This window comes from Kineococcus rhizosphaerae (assembly GCF_003002055.1).
GTDB lineage: Bacteria > Actinomycetota > Actinomycetes > Actinomycetales > Kineococcaceae > Kineococcus > Kineococcus rhizosphaerae.
Genome location: NZ_PVZF01000013.1, coordinates 30,182 through 49,131 on the forward strand (window position 1 = coordinate 30,182; position 18,950 = coordinate 49,131).

General features: G+C 74.4%; 16 protein-coding genes and 2 tRNA genes. 6 read left to right on the forward strand and 12 right to left on the reverse strand.

The genetic code is table 11. The annotated features are described in order from the left end of the window. Window positions 1-45: 45 nt before the first annotated feature. The 3 genes from CLV37_RS21480 to CLV37_RS28210 form a co-directional block, all read right to left on the reverse strand. Window positions 46-564, reverse strand: a complete 519-nt coding sequence (locus CLV37_RS21480; RefSeq protein WP_106214312.1) for a hypothetical protein — start codon at window positions 562-564, stop codon at window positions 46-48. Window positions 565-644: 80 nt separating this feature from the next. After that, a tRNA-Ala gene (locus CLV37_RS21485) sits at window positions 645-717 on the reverse strand. A 14-nt stretch (window positions 718-731) separates the two neighbouring features. Further along, the gene (locus CLV37_RS28210) at window positions 732-848 is read right to left on the reverse strand and encodes a DLW-39 family protein (protein WP_211298846.1); all 117 of its coding nucleotides are present in this window, start codon (window positions 846-848) and stop codon (window positions 732-734) included. A gap of 98 nt (window positions 849-946) precedes the next feature. Here CLV37_RS28210 and CLV37_RS21490 point away from each other — a divergent pair, with 98 nt between their 5' ends. The 5 genes from CLV37_RS21490 to CLV37_RS21510 are packed head-to-tail and all read left to right on the forward strand — an operon-like array spanning window position 947 to window position 7,124. After that, entirely contained in the window at window positions 947-2,107 is a 1,161-nt protein-coding gene (locus CLV37_RS21490) for a glycosyltransferase (protein WP_170127417.1), read from the forward strand. Next, complete coding sequence (locus CLV37_RS21495; RefSeq protein ID WP_106214316.1) at window positions 2,104-3,459, forward strand: O-antigen ligase family protein; 1,356 nt, start codon at window positions 2,104-2,106, stop codon at window positions 3,457-3,459. Before CLV37_RS21490 ends, CLV37_RS21495 begins: the two co-directional genes overlap by 4 nt. After that, complete coding sequence (locus CLV37_RS21500) at window positions 3,447-4,544, forward strand: glycosyltransferase (protein WP_106214318.1); 1,098 nt, start codon at window positions 3,447-3,449, stop codon at window positions 4,542-4,544. The genes CLV37_RS21495 and CLV37_RS21500 overlap by 13 nt, the downstream gene beginning before the upstream one ends. Continuing rightward, entirely contained in the window at window positions 4,541-5,632 is a 1,092-nt protein-coding gene (locus CLV37_RS21505) for a glycosyltransferase family 4 protein (RefSeq protein ID WP_106214320.1), read from the forward strand. The genes CLV37_RS21500 and CLV37_RS21505 overlap by 4 nt, the downstream gene beginning before the upstream one ends. A gap of 10 nt (window positions 5,633-5,642) precedes the next feature. After that, entirely contained in the window at window positions 5,643-7,124 is a 1,482-nt protein-coding gene (locus CLV37_RS21510; protein WP_245885580.1) for a lipid II flippase MurJ, read from the forward strand. Here CLV37_RS21510 and CLV37_RS21515 read toward each other — a convergent pair. Both CLV37_RS21515 and CLV37_RS21520 read right to left on the reverse strand, forming a co-directional pair. Next, the gene (locus tag CLV37_RS21515; protein ID WP_106214324.1) at window positions 7,089-8,201 is read right to left on the reverse strand and encodes a glycosyltransferase; all 1,113 of its coding nucleotides are present in this window, start codon (window positions 8,199-8,201) and stop codon (window positions 7,089-7,091) included. The genes CLV37_RS21510 and CLV37_RS21515 overlap by 36 nt on opposite strands. Further along, on the reverse strand, window positions 8,198-9,598 hold the full coding sequence (locus CLV37_RS21520) for a sugar transferase (protein WP_106214326.1): 1,401 nt from the start codon (window positions 9,596-9,598) through the stop codon (window positions 8,198-8,200). The genes CLV37_RS21515 and CLV37_RS21520 overlap by 4 nt, the downstream gene beginning before the upstream one ends. 189 nt (window positions 9,599-9,787) lie before the next feature. Between CLV37_RS21520 and CLV37_RS21525 the strand changes: the two genes are divergently transcribed. Then, window positions 9,788-11,185, forward strand: a complete 1,398-nt coding sequence (locus CLV37_RS21525; RefSeq protein WP_106214328.1) for a tyrosine-protein kinase domain-containing protein — start codon at window positions 9,788-9,790, stop codon at window positions 11,183-11,185. Between the two features lie 10 nt (window positions 11,186-11,195). On the opposite strand, the gene CLV37_RS21530 is transcribed toward CLV37_RS21525, so the two are convergent. The 7 genes from CLV37_RS21530 to gyrB form a co-directional block, all read right to left on the reverse strand. Continuing rightward, window positions 11,196-11,792: an arsenate reductase/protein-tyrosine-phosphatase family protein gene (locus tag CLV37_RS21530; RefSeq protein WP_106214330.1), complete on the reverse strand. Its 597-nt coding sequence runs from the start codon at window positions 11,790-11,792 to the stop codon at window positions 11,196-11,198. 19 nt (window positions 11,793-11,811) lie between these two features. Then, window positions 11,812-12,825 (reverse strand): ATP-binding protein, encoded by a 1,014-nt coding sequence (locus CLV37_RS21535; RefSeq protein WP_106214332.1) that lies wholly within the window; start codon window positions 12,823-12,825, stop codon window positions 11,812-11,814. Between the two features lie 41 nt (window positions 12,826-12,866). Then, window positions 12,867-13,268, reverse strand: a complete 402-nt coding sequence (locus CLV37_RS21540) for a VOC family protein (protein WP_106214334.1) — start codon at window positions 13,266-13,268, stop codon at window positions 12,867-12,869. A gap of 47 nt (window positions 13,269-13,315) precedes the next feature. Beyond that, window positions 13,316-13,389, reverse strand: a tRNA-Ile gene (locus CLV37_RS21545). A 67-nt stretch (window positions 13,390-13,456) separates the two neighbouring features. After that, window positions 13,457-13,969 carry a DUF3566 domain-containing protein gene (locus CLV37_RS21550; protein WP_106214336.1) on the reverse strand — a complete coding sequence of 171 codons (513 nt, stop codon included), beginning with the start codon at window positions 13,967-13,969 and terminating at the stop codon, window positions 13,457-13,459. Next, window positions 13,966-16,695, reverse strand: a complete 2,730-nt coding sequence (gene gyrA / locus CLV37_RS21555) for a DNA gyrase subunit A (protein WP_106214338.1) — start codon at window positions 16,693-16,695, stop codon at window positions 13,966-13,968. The genes CLV37_RS21550 and gyrA overlap by 4 nt, the downstream gene beginning before the upstream one ends. 53 nt (window positions 16,696-16,748) lie before the next feature. After that, window positions 16,749-18,827, reverse strand: a complete 2,079-nt coding sequence (gene gyrB / locus CLV37_RS21560; RefSeq protein ID WP_106214340.1) for a DNA topoisomerase (ATP-hydrolyzing) subunit B — start codon at window positions 18,825-18,827, stop codon at window positions 16,749-16,751. Window positions 18,828-18,950 lie beyond the last annotated feature (123 nt).

Consider the following 18,950-nt stretch of genomic DNA (forward strand, 5'->3'; position numbering starts at 1 on the left):
CGGCCGGTCCGGGCCGACGGGGCCCTCGCACGGGTGGACGGTGCGTCAGCCGTCCAGCCGAGCGAGCCGGCGCCGCAGCCGACGCGGTTCGAGGACGGCGACGAGCGCGAAGGCGACGAACAGCGCCACCGCGAGCCACCAGCCCCAGCCGCCGTCCGCCAGCGCCGTCCCCGCCTCCAGCACGGCGAAGGCGACGAACACCGGCACCTCCCAGCGCCGGTTGCGCACCGCCGTGCCCAGCCGGTGTTCCACGAGGCCCACCGCGGCCCTCCGGACGCGCTCGTCCCGCGGTCGCGGACCGCGCCACGCGGCCCGCAGGACCGCCCGCCGGTCGGGTTCCTCCAGGGTGCCCAGACCTGCCGGTGCCGGCCGCCGGTCCAGGCGACGCATCCAGAGGCCCGTCCCGGTGCCGAACAGGACCCCGGCGATCAGCGCTCCGACCAGGGCCCCGGTGAGGCTGCCGCCCTGCAGGAAGGGCCAGGAGGCGAGCTGCACCACGGCGAACACCACGCCCACGGTGATCGACCGCACCAGCACCGAGGACCCGCGCCACCGCTCCAGCACCCGCCGAGCGTGCTCCCGTGGAGGCCTCCGCGCACGCCGAAGGCCCTCCCCCGCAGCGGGAGAGGGCCTTCAGGACCGGGTGGAGGCAAGGGGACTCGAACCCCTAACCCCCTGCTTGCAAAGCAGGTGCGCTACCAATTGCGCCATGCCCCCGGTGGAGCGGGACGTCAGCGCACCGTGTCGGTGGCCTCGGCCCACAGGTCGCGCTCGGCCTTCTGGGACGCCCTGCGGCGCCAGGCGAAGACGCCCCCGCCGACCAGTGCCAGCAGCAGCAGCTTCTTCACTCCGGACCTCCCCCAGAACGCGGATCGCGACGCGGAAACGCTAGCACGCGCCGTGATCGCGCTCAGTTCGGCGCCGGGGCTGCCGACCGATGGTCGTCATGGGCACCCCGGCGGCAGGACCGCGCACCGCGCTGGTGCACGAGTGGATCGCCGCGCGCGCCGGCGCCGAGCAGGTCTTCGAGGTGCTCGCCGGGCTGTGGCCCCGGGCCGACCTGCACGCCCTCACCGCCGAACCCGGCGTCCGGCTCGACCTGGGCGGACGCGCGGTCCGCACGACCGCGCTGGACCCGTGGCGCCACCACCGCGCCCTGACCCTGCCGCTCATGCCGGCCGCCTGGGCCGCCCACGCGCGCGACGTCCAGCGCAGCTACGACCTCGTCGTCACCTCCCACCACGCGTACGCCACGTCCAACCGGCTCGTCGCGCCCGGCGGCGTCCACCTGGCCTACGTCCACACCCCCGCGCGGTACGTCTGGAACCCCGAGCTGGACGGGCGCGGCACCTCGGCGCTGCTGACCCCCGCCCGCCGGGCCCTGGCCGCCGTCGACCGCCGCGCCGCCCGCGGGGTGACGGCCTTCGCCGCCAACAGCGCCGAGGTCGCCCGGCGCGTCGAACGGTGCTGGGGCCGCGAGGCCGTCGTCGTCCACCCGCCCGTCGACGTCGCCGCCTTCGCCGCCGACGGCCCCGACACCCTCGAGCTGCCCGAGGGGTTCCTGCTCGCCCTGGGGCGCTTCGTGCCCTACAAGAACCACCTGCTCGCCGTCGACGTCGCCGAGCGGCTCGGCCGGCCGGTCGTCGTCGCCGGCCGCGGTCCCCTGCTCGCGGACCTGCGCGCCCGGGCCGCCACGGCGCGCGTGCCCGTCGTCGTCCTCGACGGCCCGTCGACCGCGACCGTGCGCGAGCTGCTGCGCCGCGCGGACGTCCTGCTGTTCCCCACCGTGGAGGACTTCGGGATCGTGCCCGTGGAGGCCATGGCCTCGGGGACCCCCGTCGTCGCCCCCGCCCGCGGCGGTTCCGGGGAGACGGTCCTCGACGGCGTCACCGGTGCCCTCGTCGAGGCCCTCGACGTCCACGAGCTCGCCGCCGCCGTCGCCCGGGCGCAGGCCTGCCGGCCGCAGGACTGCCGCCGCCGCGCGCTGGCCTTCGACGTCGACCGCTTCCGCGAGCGCGTGCGGGCCTGGGTCGCCGGCCACCTCGACGACCGCCTCGACGACCCCCTCGACGACCGCGGCGGTGACCGCGCGGGAGTCCCGCGGTGATCCTCACCCTCGTCCTCGCGCTCGCCGCCGCCTTCACCGGGCTGCTGTTCTGCGTGACCGCCGGCGACCGGACCCGGCTGCTCGTGGCGGCGTTCCTGGCCGTCCCCCAGCTGTACGTGGGGCCGCTGGCGACGCTGAACCTGCCCCTGAGCCAGTGCTGGGTCATCCTCATCGCCGTCTGCCGGCTGCTCGAGCGCAAGCAGCTGCCCGTGCGGGACCCCGTCCTGGGCGCGGTCCTGCTCCTCGCGCTCGTGCAGGGGCTGGCGATCTCCTGGTCCCCGGTGCCCGTGGCCGGGATCCTCGAGGTCGCGCGGCTGCTGTCGTTCGCGTTCCTGACGCTCTACGCCACCGACGTCGAACGCCGCCGGGCCGGGGCCCTGACGGGGCCGTTCACCGTGGTCCTGGGCTGGGCCGTGCTCGACGCCGTTCTCGTGTGGGCCTTCCGGCTCTCCCCCGCGCTGGAGTCGACGTTCCTGTCCTCGCCGCTGGCGACGCTGATCGTCGGGCCGGACGCCATGACGGCCTTCTTCGCCGGCGGCGCCAACAACGTCACCGACCCGGCCAAGGCCGGCGGGTTCTTCATCAACGCCAACGTGTCCTCGATGTTCCTCGGCGTCGCGACGTTCGGGTTCCTGGCCCTCGGGGTCGGGCTGCGGGGCCGGCGGCGGCGCGCGTACGGACTCGGCGCCCTCGTCTGCTGGTCGGCCACCTTCGCGACCGGGTCGAAGACGGCCGCCGCCCTGGCCCTCGTCCTGCCGCTGGCCGTGCGCGGGGTCCAGGTCCTGGGCCGGCCGCGCGCGAAGTGGTTCCTGCCGCAGGCCGCCGCCGCGATCGGGCTGGGCGTCTGGCAGGCGCCGAGGCTGCTGGAGAAGGTGGTGCCCGGGTACGCCGACGCCTCCTCGGCGAGCCTGGAGAGCCGGCAGCCCATGTGGGACTTCGCCCTGACGATGTTCCGCGAGCACGCCGTGCTCGGGCTCGGCTTCGGGGGCTGGGCGCGGACCATCGAGCAGTTCGCGTCCCTCGGCATCACCGCGCTGCCGCCGCACAACCTGTTCATCGCGGCCTGGGCGAACAGCGGGCTGCCCGGGGTCGCGGCGCTGCTCACCCTGGCGGTCACGATCCTCGTCGTGCTGACCCGGGCGGTCGTGCGCCACGCCGGGACCCCCGCCGGGCGCACGACGGCCTTCGCCCTCGGGGCCTGGTGGTGGGTCCTGATCCACGGCATGGGCGACAACACGGCCGTGTACGGCGAGGCCAAGTCGATGATCCTGCTCGCGATGCTGCTCGGGCTCGTCACGAGCCGGCTGGCCGCGCTGCGCTCCCGCGAGGAGGCCGTGCCGTGCCCCGCGTAGCCGTCGTCCGGCACACGTTCGGGCTGCCGTCCGAACCGTTCGTGCTCGCCCAGGCGCGGGCCCTGCGCCGCTGGGAGCCGGTCCTGGTCTCGCGCGACCCGCTGCCCGCCGGGCTCGACGGGGCGGCCCTGGACCCCCGCTCCGCGGTCCTGCACACCGCGGGGCTGTCCTCGCGCGCGCTCGCGGACCTGCTGCGCTCGCTGCGCGTCGACGCCGTGCTGGCGCACTTCGGGGTCGAGGCGGCCTGCGCGCTGCCCGCGACGCGACGGGCCGGGGTGCCGCTGGCGACCGTCTTCCACGGCTTCGACGCCACGACCTCGAGCGCCGCCCTGCTGCGCGCCCGGAAGGTCTCGTGGGCCACCTACGTGCGCCGCCGGGCGGCCCTGGCCCGGCGCGGGGAGCTGTTCCTGCCCGTCTCGGACCACCTGCGCTCCCGGCTCCTGGACCGCGGCTTCCCCGCCGCGCGCACGCGCACGCACCACCTCGGCATCGACCTGGACGAGCTGCCGGTGGTTCCGGTCGTCCCCGCCGCGCGCACCGTCGTGCACGTGGGGCGCCTGGTCGCCAAGAAGGGCCACGCGGACCTGTTCCACGCCCTGAGCGAGCTGCCCGGGGTGCGCTTGACGTGCGTGGGGGACGGTCCGCTGCGGGCCGACCTCGAACGGCTGGCCGCGCACCTGCGGCTGGACGTGGAGTTCACCGGCGCCCTGGACCACGCCGCCGTCCTGCGCCGCGTCGCGTCGGCGGCGGTCCTGTGCCTGCCGAGCACGACGGGCCCGACGGGCGACGAGGAGGGGCTGGGGCAGGTGCTCCTGGAGGCCGGTGCGCTGGGGCGGCCCGTCGTCGCCACCCGGCACGGCGGCATCCCCTCGGCCGTCGTCGACGGGACGACGGGCCTGCTCGTGCCCGAACGCGACCCGCGGGCCCTGGCGGCGGCGTTGCGGCGCGTGCTCGACGACGACGGCCTCGCCCGGTCGCTGGGGGCGGCCGCCGCGCAGCACGTGCGGACCCGCTTCGACGTGCACCGGCAGACCGCGCGGCTGGAGGAGCTGCTCGACGGGCTCGTGGGGGTGGGCGGCCGGTGACCCGCGTCGTCGTCCTCACCCGCAGCCTGCCGTTCCACCACGCCGGCGGGATGGAGTCGGTGGCGTGGGACCTGTGCCGGGCGCTGTCCGGGCGCGTCGACGTCACCGTCCTCACCACGGCGCTGCCCGGCCCCGTCGACGGACGGGTCCGCGCGCTGCCCGGGACCGCGCCCGGCCGGTACTCGCGCGCCTGGTGGTCGGCCTCGCGCGCGGCCCTGCTCGCCGAGCTCGAGGCGGGCGGGGTCGGCGGGGTCCTGTCGGTCAGCGCGGGCGCCTTCGGCGCGGTCGACCTGCCCGCCCGGTTCGGGGCCCGCAGCGTGCTGCAGGCGCACGGCACCTCCGTCATGGAGCTGGCCTCCAAGCTCGGCAGCCGGCGGTGGCGGCCGGCGGCCTCGGCGGTGAACAACGTGCACGGCCTGCTGCGCGACGCGCGGACGTACCGGGAGTTCGACGACGTCGTGGCCGTCGGTCCCGCCGTCGCGGACTCCCTGACCCGTCCCCCGCTGGGCCGGCTCGTGGGGATGCCGCCGGTGCACCTGGTCGAGAACGGGGTCGACGTCGACGTGTTCCGGCCCGCGCCGGGGCGGCCGCGCGGGCAGGTGCTGCTCGTCGTGGGGCGGCTGCACCCGCAGAAGCGGGTCGACCGCTCCGTCCGGCTGCTGCCCGACCTGCCCGGGGCGCAGCTCGTGCTGGCCGGGGACGGACCGGACCGGCCGGCCCTGCAGGCGCTGGCCTCCTCGCTCGGGGTGGCCGACCGGGTGCGCTTCCTCGGGGCCGTCGACCGGTCCCGGGTCCCGGCCCTGCTCGCGGCCGCCGACGTGTCGCTGCTGACGTCGCAGTGGCGCGAGGGGCTGCCGATGGCCGTCCTGGAGTCGCTGGCCTGCGGGACCCCCGTGGTCACCGCCTCGACCACCGCGCCCGTCGAGGGCGCCGACGTGACCCGCGTGGACGCCGCCGACCACGCGCAGCTCCTCGCCGCGGTCCGCGAGGTCCTGGCCCGGGGACGCTCGGACGTGTCCCTGCTGCCGGCGCGGTACGACCTGCGCCGCGTCGCCGCGCGGTACGCCGACCTCCTGGGGGCCCGGTGAGGGCCCCGTGATGCGGCAGGCGGTGCGCCGGCTCGTGCTCGGCGGACTGGTGGGCAAGCTGCTCGGGCTGCTGCGCGAGGTCCTGCTGGCCGCGGCCTACGGGACGGGCGCACCCGTCACGGCGACCCGGGTGGCGCAGACCGCGACCCTGTCCCCGGTCGACCTGTTCACGGCCGACGTCCTCACCGCCGGGTTCCTGCCGCTGCACCGGGGCCTGGACCCCGCCCGCGCGGCCGTGCTGTTCCGGGGGCTGCGGACGGCGCTGTGGGCGCTCGCGGCGGTGCTCACCGTCGGGCTGCTCGCCGGTGCGCGGCCGGTGGTCGGCCTCGTCGCTCCCGGGCTGGACCCCTCGACGGCTGCGAGCGCCGCGCTGTTCCTGCAGCTGACGGCCCTGGGGATCCCGAGCTACCTGCAGTTCTCGCTGCTGAGCTACCTGGAGATGTCGCACGGCGGGTTCACCCTGTCCAGCGTGCGCGCGACCGTGCAGAACGCCGGGCTCATCGCCTCCCTGGCCGCGGCCTGGCTGCTGCACCGCCCCGTCCTGGTGGCCACCGGTTTCGCGGCCGCCTACCTGGGTCTGCACGCCTGGGGGCACGTGTCGCTGCGCCGCCGCGGGCTGCTGCCTCCGGTGTTCCACGTGGAACCAGGGGTGGGCCGCGAGCTGCGCCACCGGCTCTGGGTGCGGCTGCGGCCGCTGCTGCTGCTGCCGGTCGTGCTGCAGTCCTCCGTCGTCCTGGAGCGCGTCGTCGCCTCGCTGCTGGGCGAGGAGGTCGTCGCCGCCGTCGACTACGCGCGGTTCGTCGCCACCACCGGGGTCAACCTGCTCGCGGTCCCCCTGGGGCTGGCCGGGCTGGCCGTGCTGGCCGGGCTCGACGCGTCCGCGGCCCGCGCGCGCCTGGCCCCGGTGCTGCCCGGCCTCCTGCTGGTCGTGGTCCCGGCCTCGGTGGTGCTGGTGGTGGGCGCGGCCCCCGTGGTCGAGGTCCTCTACGCCCGGGGGGCCTTCGACGCGCGGGCCGTGCGGACCTCGGCGGCGGTGCTGGCCGGGTTCGGGGTGGGGTTCTGGGCGCAGTCGACGGCGTACGTGCTGGTCAAGGCGCTGAACGCGGCCGGGCGCAACGCCGTGGCGGCGCTGGCGCTGGTCGCGGGCCTGCTCGTCACGGTCGCGGTGAACGTGGGCCTGCACGGGGTGCTGGGGCCGGTCACCCTGGGGCTGGCGACGTCGGCGGGTTCGGTGGTGACGACGGTCGTCGCGGCGCGGGCGCTGGGGGTCGGCGGGTTCCTGCTGCGGTGGACGGCGTCCTGCCTGCCCGTGGCGGTGGTCGCGGGCTGCGCGGCCCACGTCGTCCCGTGGGGCGGGCTGCCGGGGTGCGCGGCGATCGGCGCGGTGGTGCTCGCCGTCTTCGCCGGGGCCTGCGCGCTCGTGCCGGGGTGGCGGCGCGTCGTCCGGGGCCTGGTCTCAGGTCGTGAGCAGCTCGTCGGCGAGCGCGCGTAGCTCGCGACCGCGCGTGGTCCAGTCGTGGCCCTCGGCGTGGACGGCCGTGCGTTCGGGGTCCCCCGGTGCGGCGAGGACGTCGCGGACGCGGGCCACGAAGGCGTCGCGGTCCTCGACCCACACGGCGCCGGGCACGGCCTCGACGGCCGGCAGGGCGGTGCTCACGACGGGCAGTCCCGCCGCGAGGTACTCGTACGTCTTCAGGGGGCTGATCCCCGCGGTCAGCGGTGAGACGCGGTACGGGACGAGACCGACGGCGGCCTGCGCCAGCTCGGCGGCCAGCGCGTTCGCGGGCAGCGTCCCGAGGACGTCGGCGCGGGCGCGCAGCCGCTCCCAGGCCGGGCCCGCGACGTCGCCGACGGGCCCGACGAGCCGGAGCCGGACCACGTCGGCCAGGTCGGCGAGCAGGTCCAGGTCGACCTTGTGCCGGGTGATCGTCCCGGCGAACACGGCGACGGGCCTGCGCGGCAGGCCGCGCGCGCGGGCGGCGGCGAAGACCTCCACGTCGGCGACGTTGGGCAGGCAGCGGACGGGGGCGAAGCCCTGGGAGCGCAGGTGCCCGGCGATCACCGGGCTCGTCCCGACCGCCAGGTGCGTGCCGCGGGCCAGAGCGCGCTCGGCGGCCAGCAGCCGGCCCCGGTGCACACCGGGGTTCTCGTGCAGCAGGTCGACGAGGTGGTAGACGGTCCGGTCGGCGCGGGTGTGCAACCCGTAGGTGAACGGCGTGCACGTCCACAGCAGGCGGGGGCCGTCGTGGTCGAGCCAGCGGCGGACCTGCCGGTGCAGGAGGGCGCCGTTGAGGGCGCGGGTGGAGGCGGCGTGGTGGGGCACGAGGCGGGGGGACACGACGTGCAGACCCTCCGGCAGGGCGCGGCCGGCCGTGGCGGGGCGCGGGGACAGCCGGCGCAGCACGCGCCGGGCGTCGGACCACCGCAGCTGCCGGGTCCCGGCGCCCTCGGTGAACAGCACGGGCCAGCGCTGGGCGAAGGCCGTCGCCGCGCGGTGCTGGTTCGTCGCGATCGGGGCGTTCCAGTCCGCGGTCCCCAGCACGAGCACGAGCGGCTCGCGCGCGCTCACCGGCCCGCCGCGGTGAGGACCTGCACGACCGTCCGCAGCAGGATCTTCACGTCCAGCCACAGCGACCAGTTCTCGACGTAGTGGTTGTCGAAGCGGGCCCGGGCCTCGATCGAGGTGTCCCCGCGCAGGCCGTTGACCTGAGCCCAGCCCGTCACGCCGGCGGGGACGCGGTGGCGCCACAGGTAGCCGTCGTGGTCGCGGCTGAACCGCTCGACGAAGTGCGGGCGCTCGGGCCGCGGTCCCACGAGCGACATGTCACCGCGCAGGACGTTCCACAGCTGCGGCAGCTCGTCCAGCGACGTCCGCCGCAGCCAGCCACCGACGGGTCCCACGCGGTCCTCGACGTTCCAGCGGGTGTCGGACTCGACGTCGGGGCGCATGGTCTGCAGCTTCAGCAGCTCGAAGCGCTGCCCGTCCAGGCCGACGCGTTCCTGGCGGAACAGCACGCCCGCACCGACCTCGCGCCGCACGGCGAGCGCGCACACTGCCAGGACGGGGGTGGCCAGCAGCAGCCCGGCCGAGGAGGCGACGACGTCCACGACCCGCTTGAGGGCCCACGTGGGGGCGCGGAAGGCGGGCCGGCGCAGCTGCTCCAGCGGTACGCCGTTGACGGACTGCAGGAGCCGGTGCGTGGGCGTGACCTGCCAGAACCGGGGCACGACGAGGATCTCGACGGCCAGCCCCTGGCACCCGCGCAGGACGTCGACGACGATCATCTCCGGGACGTTGGAGTAGGCGATGACGACGACGTCCGCGCGGTGGCGCAGCACGAGCTCGCGCAGGTCGGCGATCCCGCCGAGGACGGGCAGCGGCCGCTGCGCGGGGGGCAGCCGCGGGTCGTCGTCGATGAAGCCCACCGGCCGCAGGCCGTGCTCACCGGAGGAGAGGGCTTCGACGAGCTGGAGGCCGAGCCCGCCGCAGCCGACGACGAGGGTGCGCACCGCGACCCGGCCGGCGATCCGCTGCCGGCGGCGGACGGCGTAGAGGACGGAGCGGGCGACAGCGACGAGCAGCGTCTGCCCGACGACGATCCACAGGTCGCGGACCTGGAGCGTGCCCAGACCGGTGGCGACCTGCACGATCGCGGCGACGCCCGTCGCGGCCAGGGTCGAGCTCAGCAGCAGCGGCAGGTCGTCGAGGACGCTGAGGTCCAGCCGAACCCGGTAGAGCCCGGCGAAGGCGTGGACGACGAGCACGGACACGGAGAAGACGGCGACCGCGGGTGCGCTGGAGCCGAACAGCGCGACGACGGCGAGCACGCACAGGCCGTCACAGGCCAGCATCAGCAGGGTGAGCTGGGAGCGACGGCCGCGGGGACGGCGGGAGGCGCGCGCGGGGTGTCCCGGGGACCGCGGGGCCACGGCGGAGCCCGCACCCCCGTCCCCGAGCAACGTCACGCGGTGTCCTTCTCGTCCGGGCCATCCCCTAGCACACCCAGGGGCTCGACAGGAGGGATCTCGTCCTGCCCGCGTGTCCACTTGAGGACGGGAGCACCGTGACCGGGCCGTGCGACCCGTTCGGCGCAGCCGTCCGGGTGAGCCGCGGGGGCGGGGTCAGCAAGCGGTGACGGCGGCCGATGGACGCCCGTGGACCTCGTCGACTACCTGCGCGCGCTGCGCAAGCACTGGATCCTCGTGGTCCTCGCGGTGCTGCTCGGCGGCGGCGGCGGCTTCGGCGCCTACTCGGCCAGCGCGCCCGTCTACCGCGCGGACTCGCTGATGTTCGTGTCCATGTACGACACGGGCAACGCGGCCACGCTCATGCAGGGCAGCATGTTCACGCAGCAGCGCGTCCAGTCGTACACGAGCGTGCTCACCAGCCCCAAGGTCCTGGACCCCGTCATCGCCGAGCTCGGGCTCGACACCACCGCCCGGGCCCTGGCCACCCACGTGAACTCCAAGGCCCCCATCGGCACGGTGCTCATCGAGGTCACGGTCGACGAGTCCTCCCCCGAGCTGGCCGCCGACGTCGCCAACTCGATCGCCAAGCACTTCGGGGTCGCCGTCAGCGAGCTCGAGCAGGCCACCCCGGACACCATGAGCCCGGTCCGCATCAACGTGCTGCGCCCCGCGGAGGTCCGCCCCGACCCCATCGCGCCCGACCTGGCCCGGACGCTGGCGCTGGGGCTGCTGGCCGGGGCGGTGCTCGGCACCGGCCTGGCCATCCTGCGCGAGGTGCTCGACACGACGGTGAAGACGCTGACGGCCATCACGGACCTGGGGGCCCCGGCGCTGGGGTCGGTCCCGGCCGGCGGCGGCGGCGACCGCCCGGACCTCGTCGTGGAGGGGTCGCGCTCCCCGCAGTCGGAGGCGCTGCGCCAGATCCGCACCAACCTGCAGTTCGCCGACCTCGACCACCCGCCGCGCCTGGTCGTCGTGACGTCCGCGCTGCCCGGGGAGGGCAAGAGCACGACGGCCGTGAACCTCGCGCTGACGTCGGCGACGGCGGGGCTGCGCACGATCCTCGTCGAGGGCGACCTGCGGCTGCCGCGGGTCGCGGACTACCTCGGGGTGGAGGACAGCGCCGGTCTGACGACGGTCCTGGCCGGCCGCGCCGACCTCGACGACGTCCTGCAGCCGTACGGCGACACGGGCCTGTCGGTGCTGGCGGCGGGACCGATCCCCCTGAACCCGGCCGCCCTGCTGGGCTCGCGGCACATGAGCGACCTGCTCGACCGGCTCCGCGAACGCGCCGACCTCGTGGTCGTGGACAGCCCCCCGCTGCTGCCCGTCGCCGACGCGGCGGTGCTGGCCCGGCAGGCCGACGGGGCCGTCGTCGTGGTCCGGCACGGCCGGACGACGCGCGAGCACCTGGCCCGGGGGCTGGAGCGCCTGCGGGCCGTCGACGCCCGCGTCCTCGGCGGCGTCCTGACGATGGTCCCCACCCGGGCGTCGGAGTACTCCTCGGCGTACGAGTACGGCTACGGCTACGGCTACCAGCCGACGACGCCCTCGGACGCCGAGCACGTCGTCCTGGAGCGCTAGTCCTGGAGCGCTAGAGGACCCCCACGACGGCGGTCAGCGCCTCGTCCAGGCGCCGGGCCGCCTTCACCTGCACCTCGCGCCGGGCCCGGTGCACGTCCTCCACGTCGTCCGTGGCGGGGTCCGCGGGGGCCGTCGGCCCCCGCCACGCCGGTGCCGCCGCCACCAGCGCCTTCAGCCCCGCGGCCGCGCTGGCGCTCGACGGCAGCCGGCGCTCCTGCCCGAGCATCCGCGCGATCCGGGCGAGCTCGACGACGGTGAAGGTCTTGCGCTGGGCCGCGGGCACCAGGCCGATGACCGCCCCCCGCTGCTCGCGGGTCATCGTCAGGACGAGGTCGGCCGCGCCGACGAGGTGGGTGTCGACCTGCCGGGCCGCCTCGGGCGCCGCGACGGAGCGGGCCACCGGGCCCAGCACGGCGCTCAGCACCGCGGGGACCTCGGGGTCGACCGGCTCCCCGACCAGGGCGGACGTGCCCGCGGACGTCACCCGGACGGCCGAGGCCTGCTCGCCGAAGCGCTCGGTGAGCCGGTGCCGCAGCAGGGCCACCGCCATCGGCGAGCGGCTGACGTTGGCGGTGCAGACGACGAGGACCTCGAAGCGGGTCCTCACCCCGCTCCCCCGGCGGGGCTCACGGGGCCATCTTCAGCATCTGACGCCGTTCGCGCAGCGCCGCCAGCAGGGCGCCGGTCTCGACCTGCGCGGCCCCGTCGAGGATGGACTGCTTGGCGGCCAGCGCCGCCGCGGCGGACACCTGCTCGTGGCTGAGGCCGCTGGCCGTGGACGCGACCCGGGGCCACTCGACGCCGGACAGGTCGAACCCGCGCAGCCGGCGCAGCACGACCTCCTGCACGACCCCGGTGCTGGGCAGCGGGTAGTCGACGACGGTGTCGAAGCGGCGCAGCACGGGGCGGTCGAGCAGCTGCGGCCGGTTGGTGGTGACGACGAGGACGCCGGTGGAGGTGTCGGCGTCGAGGAAACCGGTGAAGGCGCGCAGCACGTCCCGCAGCCGGGTGCGGCTGCGCTCGCCGCCGTCGGGGTCGATGAGGGCGTCGACGTCGTCGAACAGGCACACCCCGCGGCTCTGCGCGAGAAGGTCGAAGACGAGGGAGAGCTTGGCGACGGCGTCCTCGGCGGGCAGGTCGGCGAAGACGTCGAGGCGGACGGTGAGGACGGGCAGGGCGAGCTCGGCGGCCAGCACCTCGGCGGTCATGGACTTGCCCGTCCCGGACTGCCCGGTCAGCAGCAGCTTGCGCAGGGGCTGGAAGCCGCGGGCCCGCAGGGTCTCGGCGTGGCGCTGCTCGGTGAGCACCCGGTGCAGCCGGGCCATGACGTCGCTGCCGAGGGCGAGGTCGGCCAGGCTCAGCCGCGGCAGGGCGACGGTGAGCACCTGGGCGAGCTCGCCGCGCGGCTGGGCCACCGACGCCGGCAGGGTGGGCTGCGCCGGGGCCTGCGGGCGCACGCTGGCCCGCCGGGTCTCCAGCAGGCCGCGCAGCTCCTCGACCTCCCGGACCCGGTCCCCGCGCCGGCCCGCGGCCTCGAGCAGCTCCGCGACGGCGGCGCGGAAGCGCGCGTCGTCGCCGGAGGTGTGGCTCTCCACGAGCGCCCGCACGTGCGCCGCCGTGGCCAGCAGCCGTCCTTCCACCGTTGGACCCTACCGTGAGTGATTCACCCGTCACTCTGGTTTCACGCGACGAAGATGCAGAAGGGGTGGCCGGCGGGGTCGGCGTAGACGTGGATCGGTTCCTCGGCCTCCTCGCTCCCGTCGCGCAGGTGCCGCGCACCCAGCTGCAGCGCGCGCTCGTGGTGGTGCGCGAGCGCCTGCCGGTCGGGGACGGTGAAGTCCACGTGGACCTGGGCGGGGACCTGCGGGCTGGGCCAGGTGCTGGGCGGCAGCTCGTCGACCTGCTCGAACGCCAGGACGCGGGTCCCGTCGTCCTCGGTGAGGACCAGCCAGCCCGCCGGGGCGGTCCCCTCGTCCCCGGGCCGGTACCGCAGGCCCAGCAGCTCGCGGTAGAACTCGGCGAGGGCGCGGGCGTCGGTCGCGTCGAGGACGGTGTGCAGGAAGCGGGGGAAGGGTGTGGTCACCCCTCCATGACAAAGCCCCCGTGGACAGATGTCCACGGGGGCTCCGGTGGGCCTAGGAGGACTTGAACCTCCGACCTCATCCTTATCAGGGATGCGCTCTAACCAACTGAGCTATAGGCCCGTCCGCTGCACGCAGCGAGACCAACCTTACCCGACCGGAGCCGGTGCTCCGGACCGGGCGGTCGTCGTCAGTCGTCCGACAGCGTGACGTGCAGGCCGCCGACCAGCGCCGAGGAGACGTTGTAGAGGAAGGCGACGATGGTCGACAGCGCCGTCAGCAGCACGACGTCGACGACGGCGATGACCGTGGCCAGCGAGATGACCTTCCCGAACCCGACGTAGTCGAGCAGGTCGAACTTCACCTCGGTGCCGATGACGTCCTTGAGCAGGCCGTTGAGGTCGGTGAAGACCCCCATGCCGTCCAGGACGCTCCAGATCACCGAGGTCGCCACCACGAGGGCGATGCCCACGGCCACCGACAGCAGGAACGACAGCTTGGTCACCGACCAGGGGTCGACACGGGCCAGCGTCAGCCGCACCCGGCGCGGCACGGCGTCCACGCCGTTGCGCGGACGGGCCTGCTGGGCGCCCGCGGCGGCCTGCTGCCGGGCCGACGGGCCGGGCTGCTGCGCCGCGGCCCGGGCTGCTGCCTGGGCCGCTGCCTCTGCCGACGAAGCTGTCGCGCGTTCGGCGGGGGTCACTCGTCACCTCCGGAGTCAGGCTCCTCCGACGGAGCCTCGCCCGACGGTACGCCATCGGCCCCCCCGGCCACAGGGTCGATGCCGGGTTCCTCCACAGGGACTCCACCGATCGGGGCCTCGTCCGCCCCTTCGGCCGCAGCCTGGTCGTCGCCGCCGCCGGCGACGTCCGCGATCGGGTCGTCGGCGCCGGTGGTCGTCGCCTCGGAGGCCTCCTCGGCCTCCACCTCCTCGTCGATGACGCGTTCGGCGTTGCGGGCGACCGCGATGATCCGGTCGTTCTTCTCCGGCTTGGCGAAGGTGACGCCCATGGTGTCGCGGCCCTTGGCCGGCACCTCGTCGACGCGGGAGCGGACGACGCGACCGGCCTGCATGACGACGAGCACCTCGTCGTCGTCGGCGACCGTGAGCGCGCCGACGAGGTCACCGCGCTCCTCGCTCAGCTTGGCGACCTTGATCCCCAGACCCCCGCGGCCCTGCTTGCGGTACTCCGCGATCGCGGTGCGCTTGGCGTACCCGAGCTCGGTGACGACGAAGACGGACAGGTCGTCGCGGGCGACGGCCATGGCCAGCAGCTCGTCGTCGCCGCGGAACTTCATCCCCGTGACGCCCGAGGTGGCCCGGCCCATGGGGCGCAGGTTCTCGTCGGTGGCCTCGAAGCGCACGCTCATGCCCTTGCGGGAGACGAGGAACAGGTCCTCCTCCTCGCTGACGAGTGTCGCGGCGAACAGCTCGTCGTCGACCTCCTCCCCGCCGTCCGGGCCCGGGTGCGAGCGCAGGTTGATGGCGATGAGCCCGCCGGAGCGGTTGGAGTCGTACTCCGCCAGCCGCGTCTTCTTCACGATGCCGCCGCGGGTCGCCAGGACCAGGTACGGCGCCTGCTCGTAGTCCTCGATGTCGAGGACGGCGACGATCCGCTCCCCCGGCTGGAAGGCCAGCAGGTTCGCGACGTGCTGACCGCGGCCGTCGCGGCCGCCCTCGGGCAGCTCGTACCCCTTGGCCCGGTAGACCCGGCCCAGGTTGGTGAAGAACAGCAGCCAGTGGTGGGTCGTCGTGGTGAAGAAGTGCTCCACGACGTCGTCCTCGCGCAGCGAGGCCCCCCGCACCCCCCGGCCACCGCGGCGCTGGGCCCGGTAGAGGTCGGTGCGGGTGCGCTTGGCGTAGCCGCCGCGGGTGACGGTGACGACGACGTCCTCGACGGGGATGAGGTCCTCGGCGGTCATGTCGCCCTCGAAGGGCAGGATCTGCGTCTGGCGCTCGTCGCCGTAGCGCTCGACGAGCTCGGCGAGCTCGTCGCCGACGATCTGGCGCTGCCGCTCGGGGCTGGCCAGGATCGCGTTGAAGTCCTCGATCATCGCCATGAGCGTGTCGTAGCGGTCGGTGAGGCGCTGGCGCTCCAGGGCGGCCAGGCGGCGCAGCTGCATGTCGAGGATGGCGCGCGCCTGCTCCTCGTCGATGTCCAGCAGCTCCATGAGGCCCTCGCGGGCGGACTCGACCGTGGCGCTGGCCCGGATGAGGGCGATGACCTCGTCGAGGACGTCGAGCGCCTTGAGCAGACCGCGCAGGATGTGCGCCTCGGCCTCGGCCTTGCGCAGCCGGAACCGGGTGCGCCGGACGATGACGTCGAGCTGGTGGGTGACCCAGTGCTTGAGGAAGGCGTGGATCGGGAGGGTGCGCGGCACCCCGTCGACCAGGGCCAGCATGTTCGCGCCGAAGTTCGTCTGCAGCTGGGTGTGCTTGTAGAGGTTGTTCAGCACGACCTTCGCGACGGCGTCGCGGCGCAGGACGATGACCAGCCGCTGACCGGTCTTGCCGGAGGTGTGGTCCTGGACGTCGGCGATGCCGGTGAGCCGGCCGTCGCGGACCAGGTTGGCGATGTTCTCGGCGAGGTTGTCCGGGTTCACCTGGTACGGCAGCTCGCTGACGACGAGGCACGTCCGGTTCGAGATTTCCTCGACCGTGACGACGGCCCGCATCGTGATGGCCCCGCGGCCGGTGCGGTACGCGTCGACGATCCCGCGCTGGCCGAGGATGTGCGCCCCGGTCGGGAAGTCCGGGCCCTTGATGCGCTGCAGCATCGCGGTGAGCTGCTCCTCGTCGGAGGCCTCGGGGTGGTCCAGCAACCACTTCACCCCGTCGGCGACCTCCCGCAGGTTGTGCGGCGGGATGTTCGTCGCCATGCCGACGGCGATGCCGGCCGAGCCGTTGACGAGCAGGTTGGGGAACCGGCTGGGCAGGACGTCGGGTTCGGTGGTGTGGCCGTCGTAGTTCGGGGAGAAGTCGACGGTCTCCTCGTCGATGTCGCGGACCATCTCCATGGCCAGCGGCGCCATGCGGCACTCGGTGTACCGGGGGGCAGCGGCCGGGTCGTTGCCGGGGGAACCGAAGTTCCCCTGCCCGTCGACCAGGGGGTAGCGCAGCGACCAGTCCTGGGCCAGGCGGACCAGGGCGTCGTAGATGGAGGAGTCGCCGTGCGGGTGGTAGTGACCCATGACGTCGCCGACGACGCGGGCGCACTTGGAGTACCCGCGGTCGGGGCGGTAGCCGCCGTCGTACATGGCGTACAGGACCCGGCGGTGGACGGGCTTCAGCCCGTCCCGCACATCGGGCAGGGCGCGCGACACGATGACGCTCATGGCGTAGTCGAGGTACGAGCGCTGCATCTCGGCCTGCAGGTCGACCTGTTCGACGCGGTCGCCGGCGGGGGGTTCGGTGGTGCTCTCGCTCACGGGTGGTGCCTCTCAGCTCAAGGTCTCGGCGGGTGTTCCACGTGAAACCCGGATCACACGTCGAGGAACCTCACGTCGCGGGCGTTGCGCTGGATGAAGCTGCGGCGCGACTCCACGTCCTCGCCCATGAGGATCGAGAACACGGCGTCGGCCGCCGCGGCGTCCTCCAGGGTCACCTGCAGCAGCGTGCGGTGCGTCCGGTCCATCGTCGTCTCGGACAACTCGTCCCAGTTCATCTCGCCCAGCCCCTTGTAGCGCTGGGTCCGGCCTTCCTTGGGCAGCTTCTTGCCCGCGGCCAGGCCCGCCTCGATGAGCGCGTCGCGTTCGCGGTCGGAGTAGGCGAACTCGTGGTTCTCCATGCCCCCCAGCCACTTGATGCGGTACAGCGGCGGCTGCGCGAGGTACACGTGCCCGTTCTCGACGAGGGGGCTCATGTACCGGAACAGCAGCGTCAGCAGCAGCGTCCGGATGTGCTGCCCGTCGACGTCCGCGTCGGCCATGATGATGATCTTGTGGTAGCGCAGCTTCTCGAGGTTGAAGTCCTCGCCGATCCCGGTGCCGAACGCGGTGATGAGGGCCTGGACCTCCTGGTTGCCCAGGGCGCGGTCCAGCCGGGCCTTCTCGACGTTCAGGATCTTCCCGCGGATCGGCAGGATCGCCTGGGTGCGCGGGTCGCGGCCGCGGGTGGCCGAACCGCCCGCGGAGTCGCCCTCGACGATGAAGACCTCGCACTCGGCGGGGTTGTTGGACTGGCAGTCCTTCAGCTTGCCCGGCAGCGAGTTGCGCTCCAGCAGCGACTTGCGGCTCGCCTCGCGCGCCTTGCGGGCGGCCTGGCGCGCGATGGAGGCCGACTGGGCCTTCTTCGCGATCGTCCAGGCCTCCTTCGGGTTGGCCTGGAACCAGTGCCCGAGGTGCTCGCGGACCTGCGCCTGCACGAACGTGCGGGCCAGGGTGTTGCCCAGCTTCGTCTTCGTCTGCCCCTCGAACTGCGGCTCGGACAGCTTGACCGAGATGATCGCCGTCAGGCCCTCGCGGATGTCGGAGCCGTCGAGGGACTCGTTCTCCTTGAGGATGGCCGGTTTCGCGGTGCGCGCGTAGTCGATGACGAGGTTCGTCAGCGCCGTGCGGAAACCCGCCTCGTGCGTGCCGCCCTCGGAGGTGTTGATGTTGTTGGCGTAGGTGAACACGGCCTCGGAGTAGGCGGTGGTCCACTGCATCGCGATCTCGACCGCGATGCCCTTCTCCTTGTCCTCCGCCTCCAGCGAGATGACCGTCTCGTGCAGCGGCTCGTTCTTCTTCTGCGCGTTGATGTGCTTGACGTAGTCGATGAGCCCCTCGTCGTAGCGGTAGCTCACCTCCCGCTGCGGCTTGTCGTCCGTCGAGACCTCGGCGGTGTCGTCCTCGGGGTGCGCGCGCTCGTCCTTCAGCGACAGCGTCAGGCCCTTGTTGAGGAAGGCGCGCTGCTGGAAGCTCGTGCGCAGCGTCTCGTAGGAGTAGTCGGTCGTCTCGAAGATGTCGCCGTTGGCCCAGAACGTGATGGTCGTCCCGGTCTCGTGGGTCTCCTCGCCCTTCTCCAGCGGCGCGAGGGGGACCCCGTTCGCGTACGACTGGCGCCAGACGTGGCCCTGGCGGCGGACCTCGACGTCCAGGCGCGTCGAGAGCGCGTTGACGACCGAGCTGCCGACGCCGTGCAGACCACCGGAGACCGCGTACCCGCCGCCGCCGAACTTGCCACCGGCGTGCAGGACGGTCAGGACGACCTCGACGGCCGGGCGGCCCTCACCGGGCATGACGTCGACCGGGATGCCGCGGCCGTTGTCGACGCACCGGACACCGCCGTCGGCCAGCAGGGTCACGTCGATCCGGTCGCAGTGGCCCGCGAGCGCCTCGTCGACGGAGTTGTCGACGATCTCGGAGACCAGGTGGTGCAGACCGCGCTCACCGGTGGACCCGATGTACATGCCGGGACGCTTGCGGACGGCCTCCAGGCCCTCGAGCACCGTGATGGCGTCGGCGCCGTACTCGGGGTCGGGGGCTCCGTCGGGGGCGACCGCGTCGGCCAACGAGGGTGCGTCCTCGGGGCTCACCTCGGGGGTGGTGTCCTCGGGACCTTGCGTCTCTTCGTCAGGCACGAGCGGGTGTGCTCCCTCCGCGTCGAGGCGGTCGGCGCGGGCGGCGACGGGGCGGGAGGGCCCAGTGCGCCGGTTCTCCGAGGAGGGCCCGTGTCGACCGCCGGATTCCTCCACAGTCTACCC

Excerpts from the sequence above, each read along its gene's own strand:
- CLV37_RS21490 (WP_170127417.1), top strand. The coding sequence starts at position 947 with ATGGGCACCCCGGCGGCAGGACCGCGCACCGCGCTGGTGCACGAGTGG.
- CLV37_RS21510 (WP_245885580.1), top strand. The coding sequence starts at position 5,643 with ATGCGGCAGGCGGTGCGCCGGCTCGTGCTCGGCGGACTGGTGGGCAAG.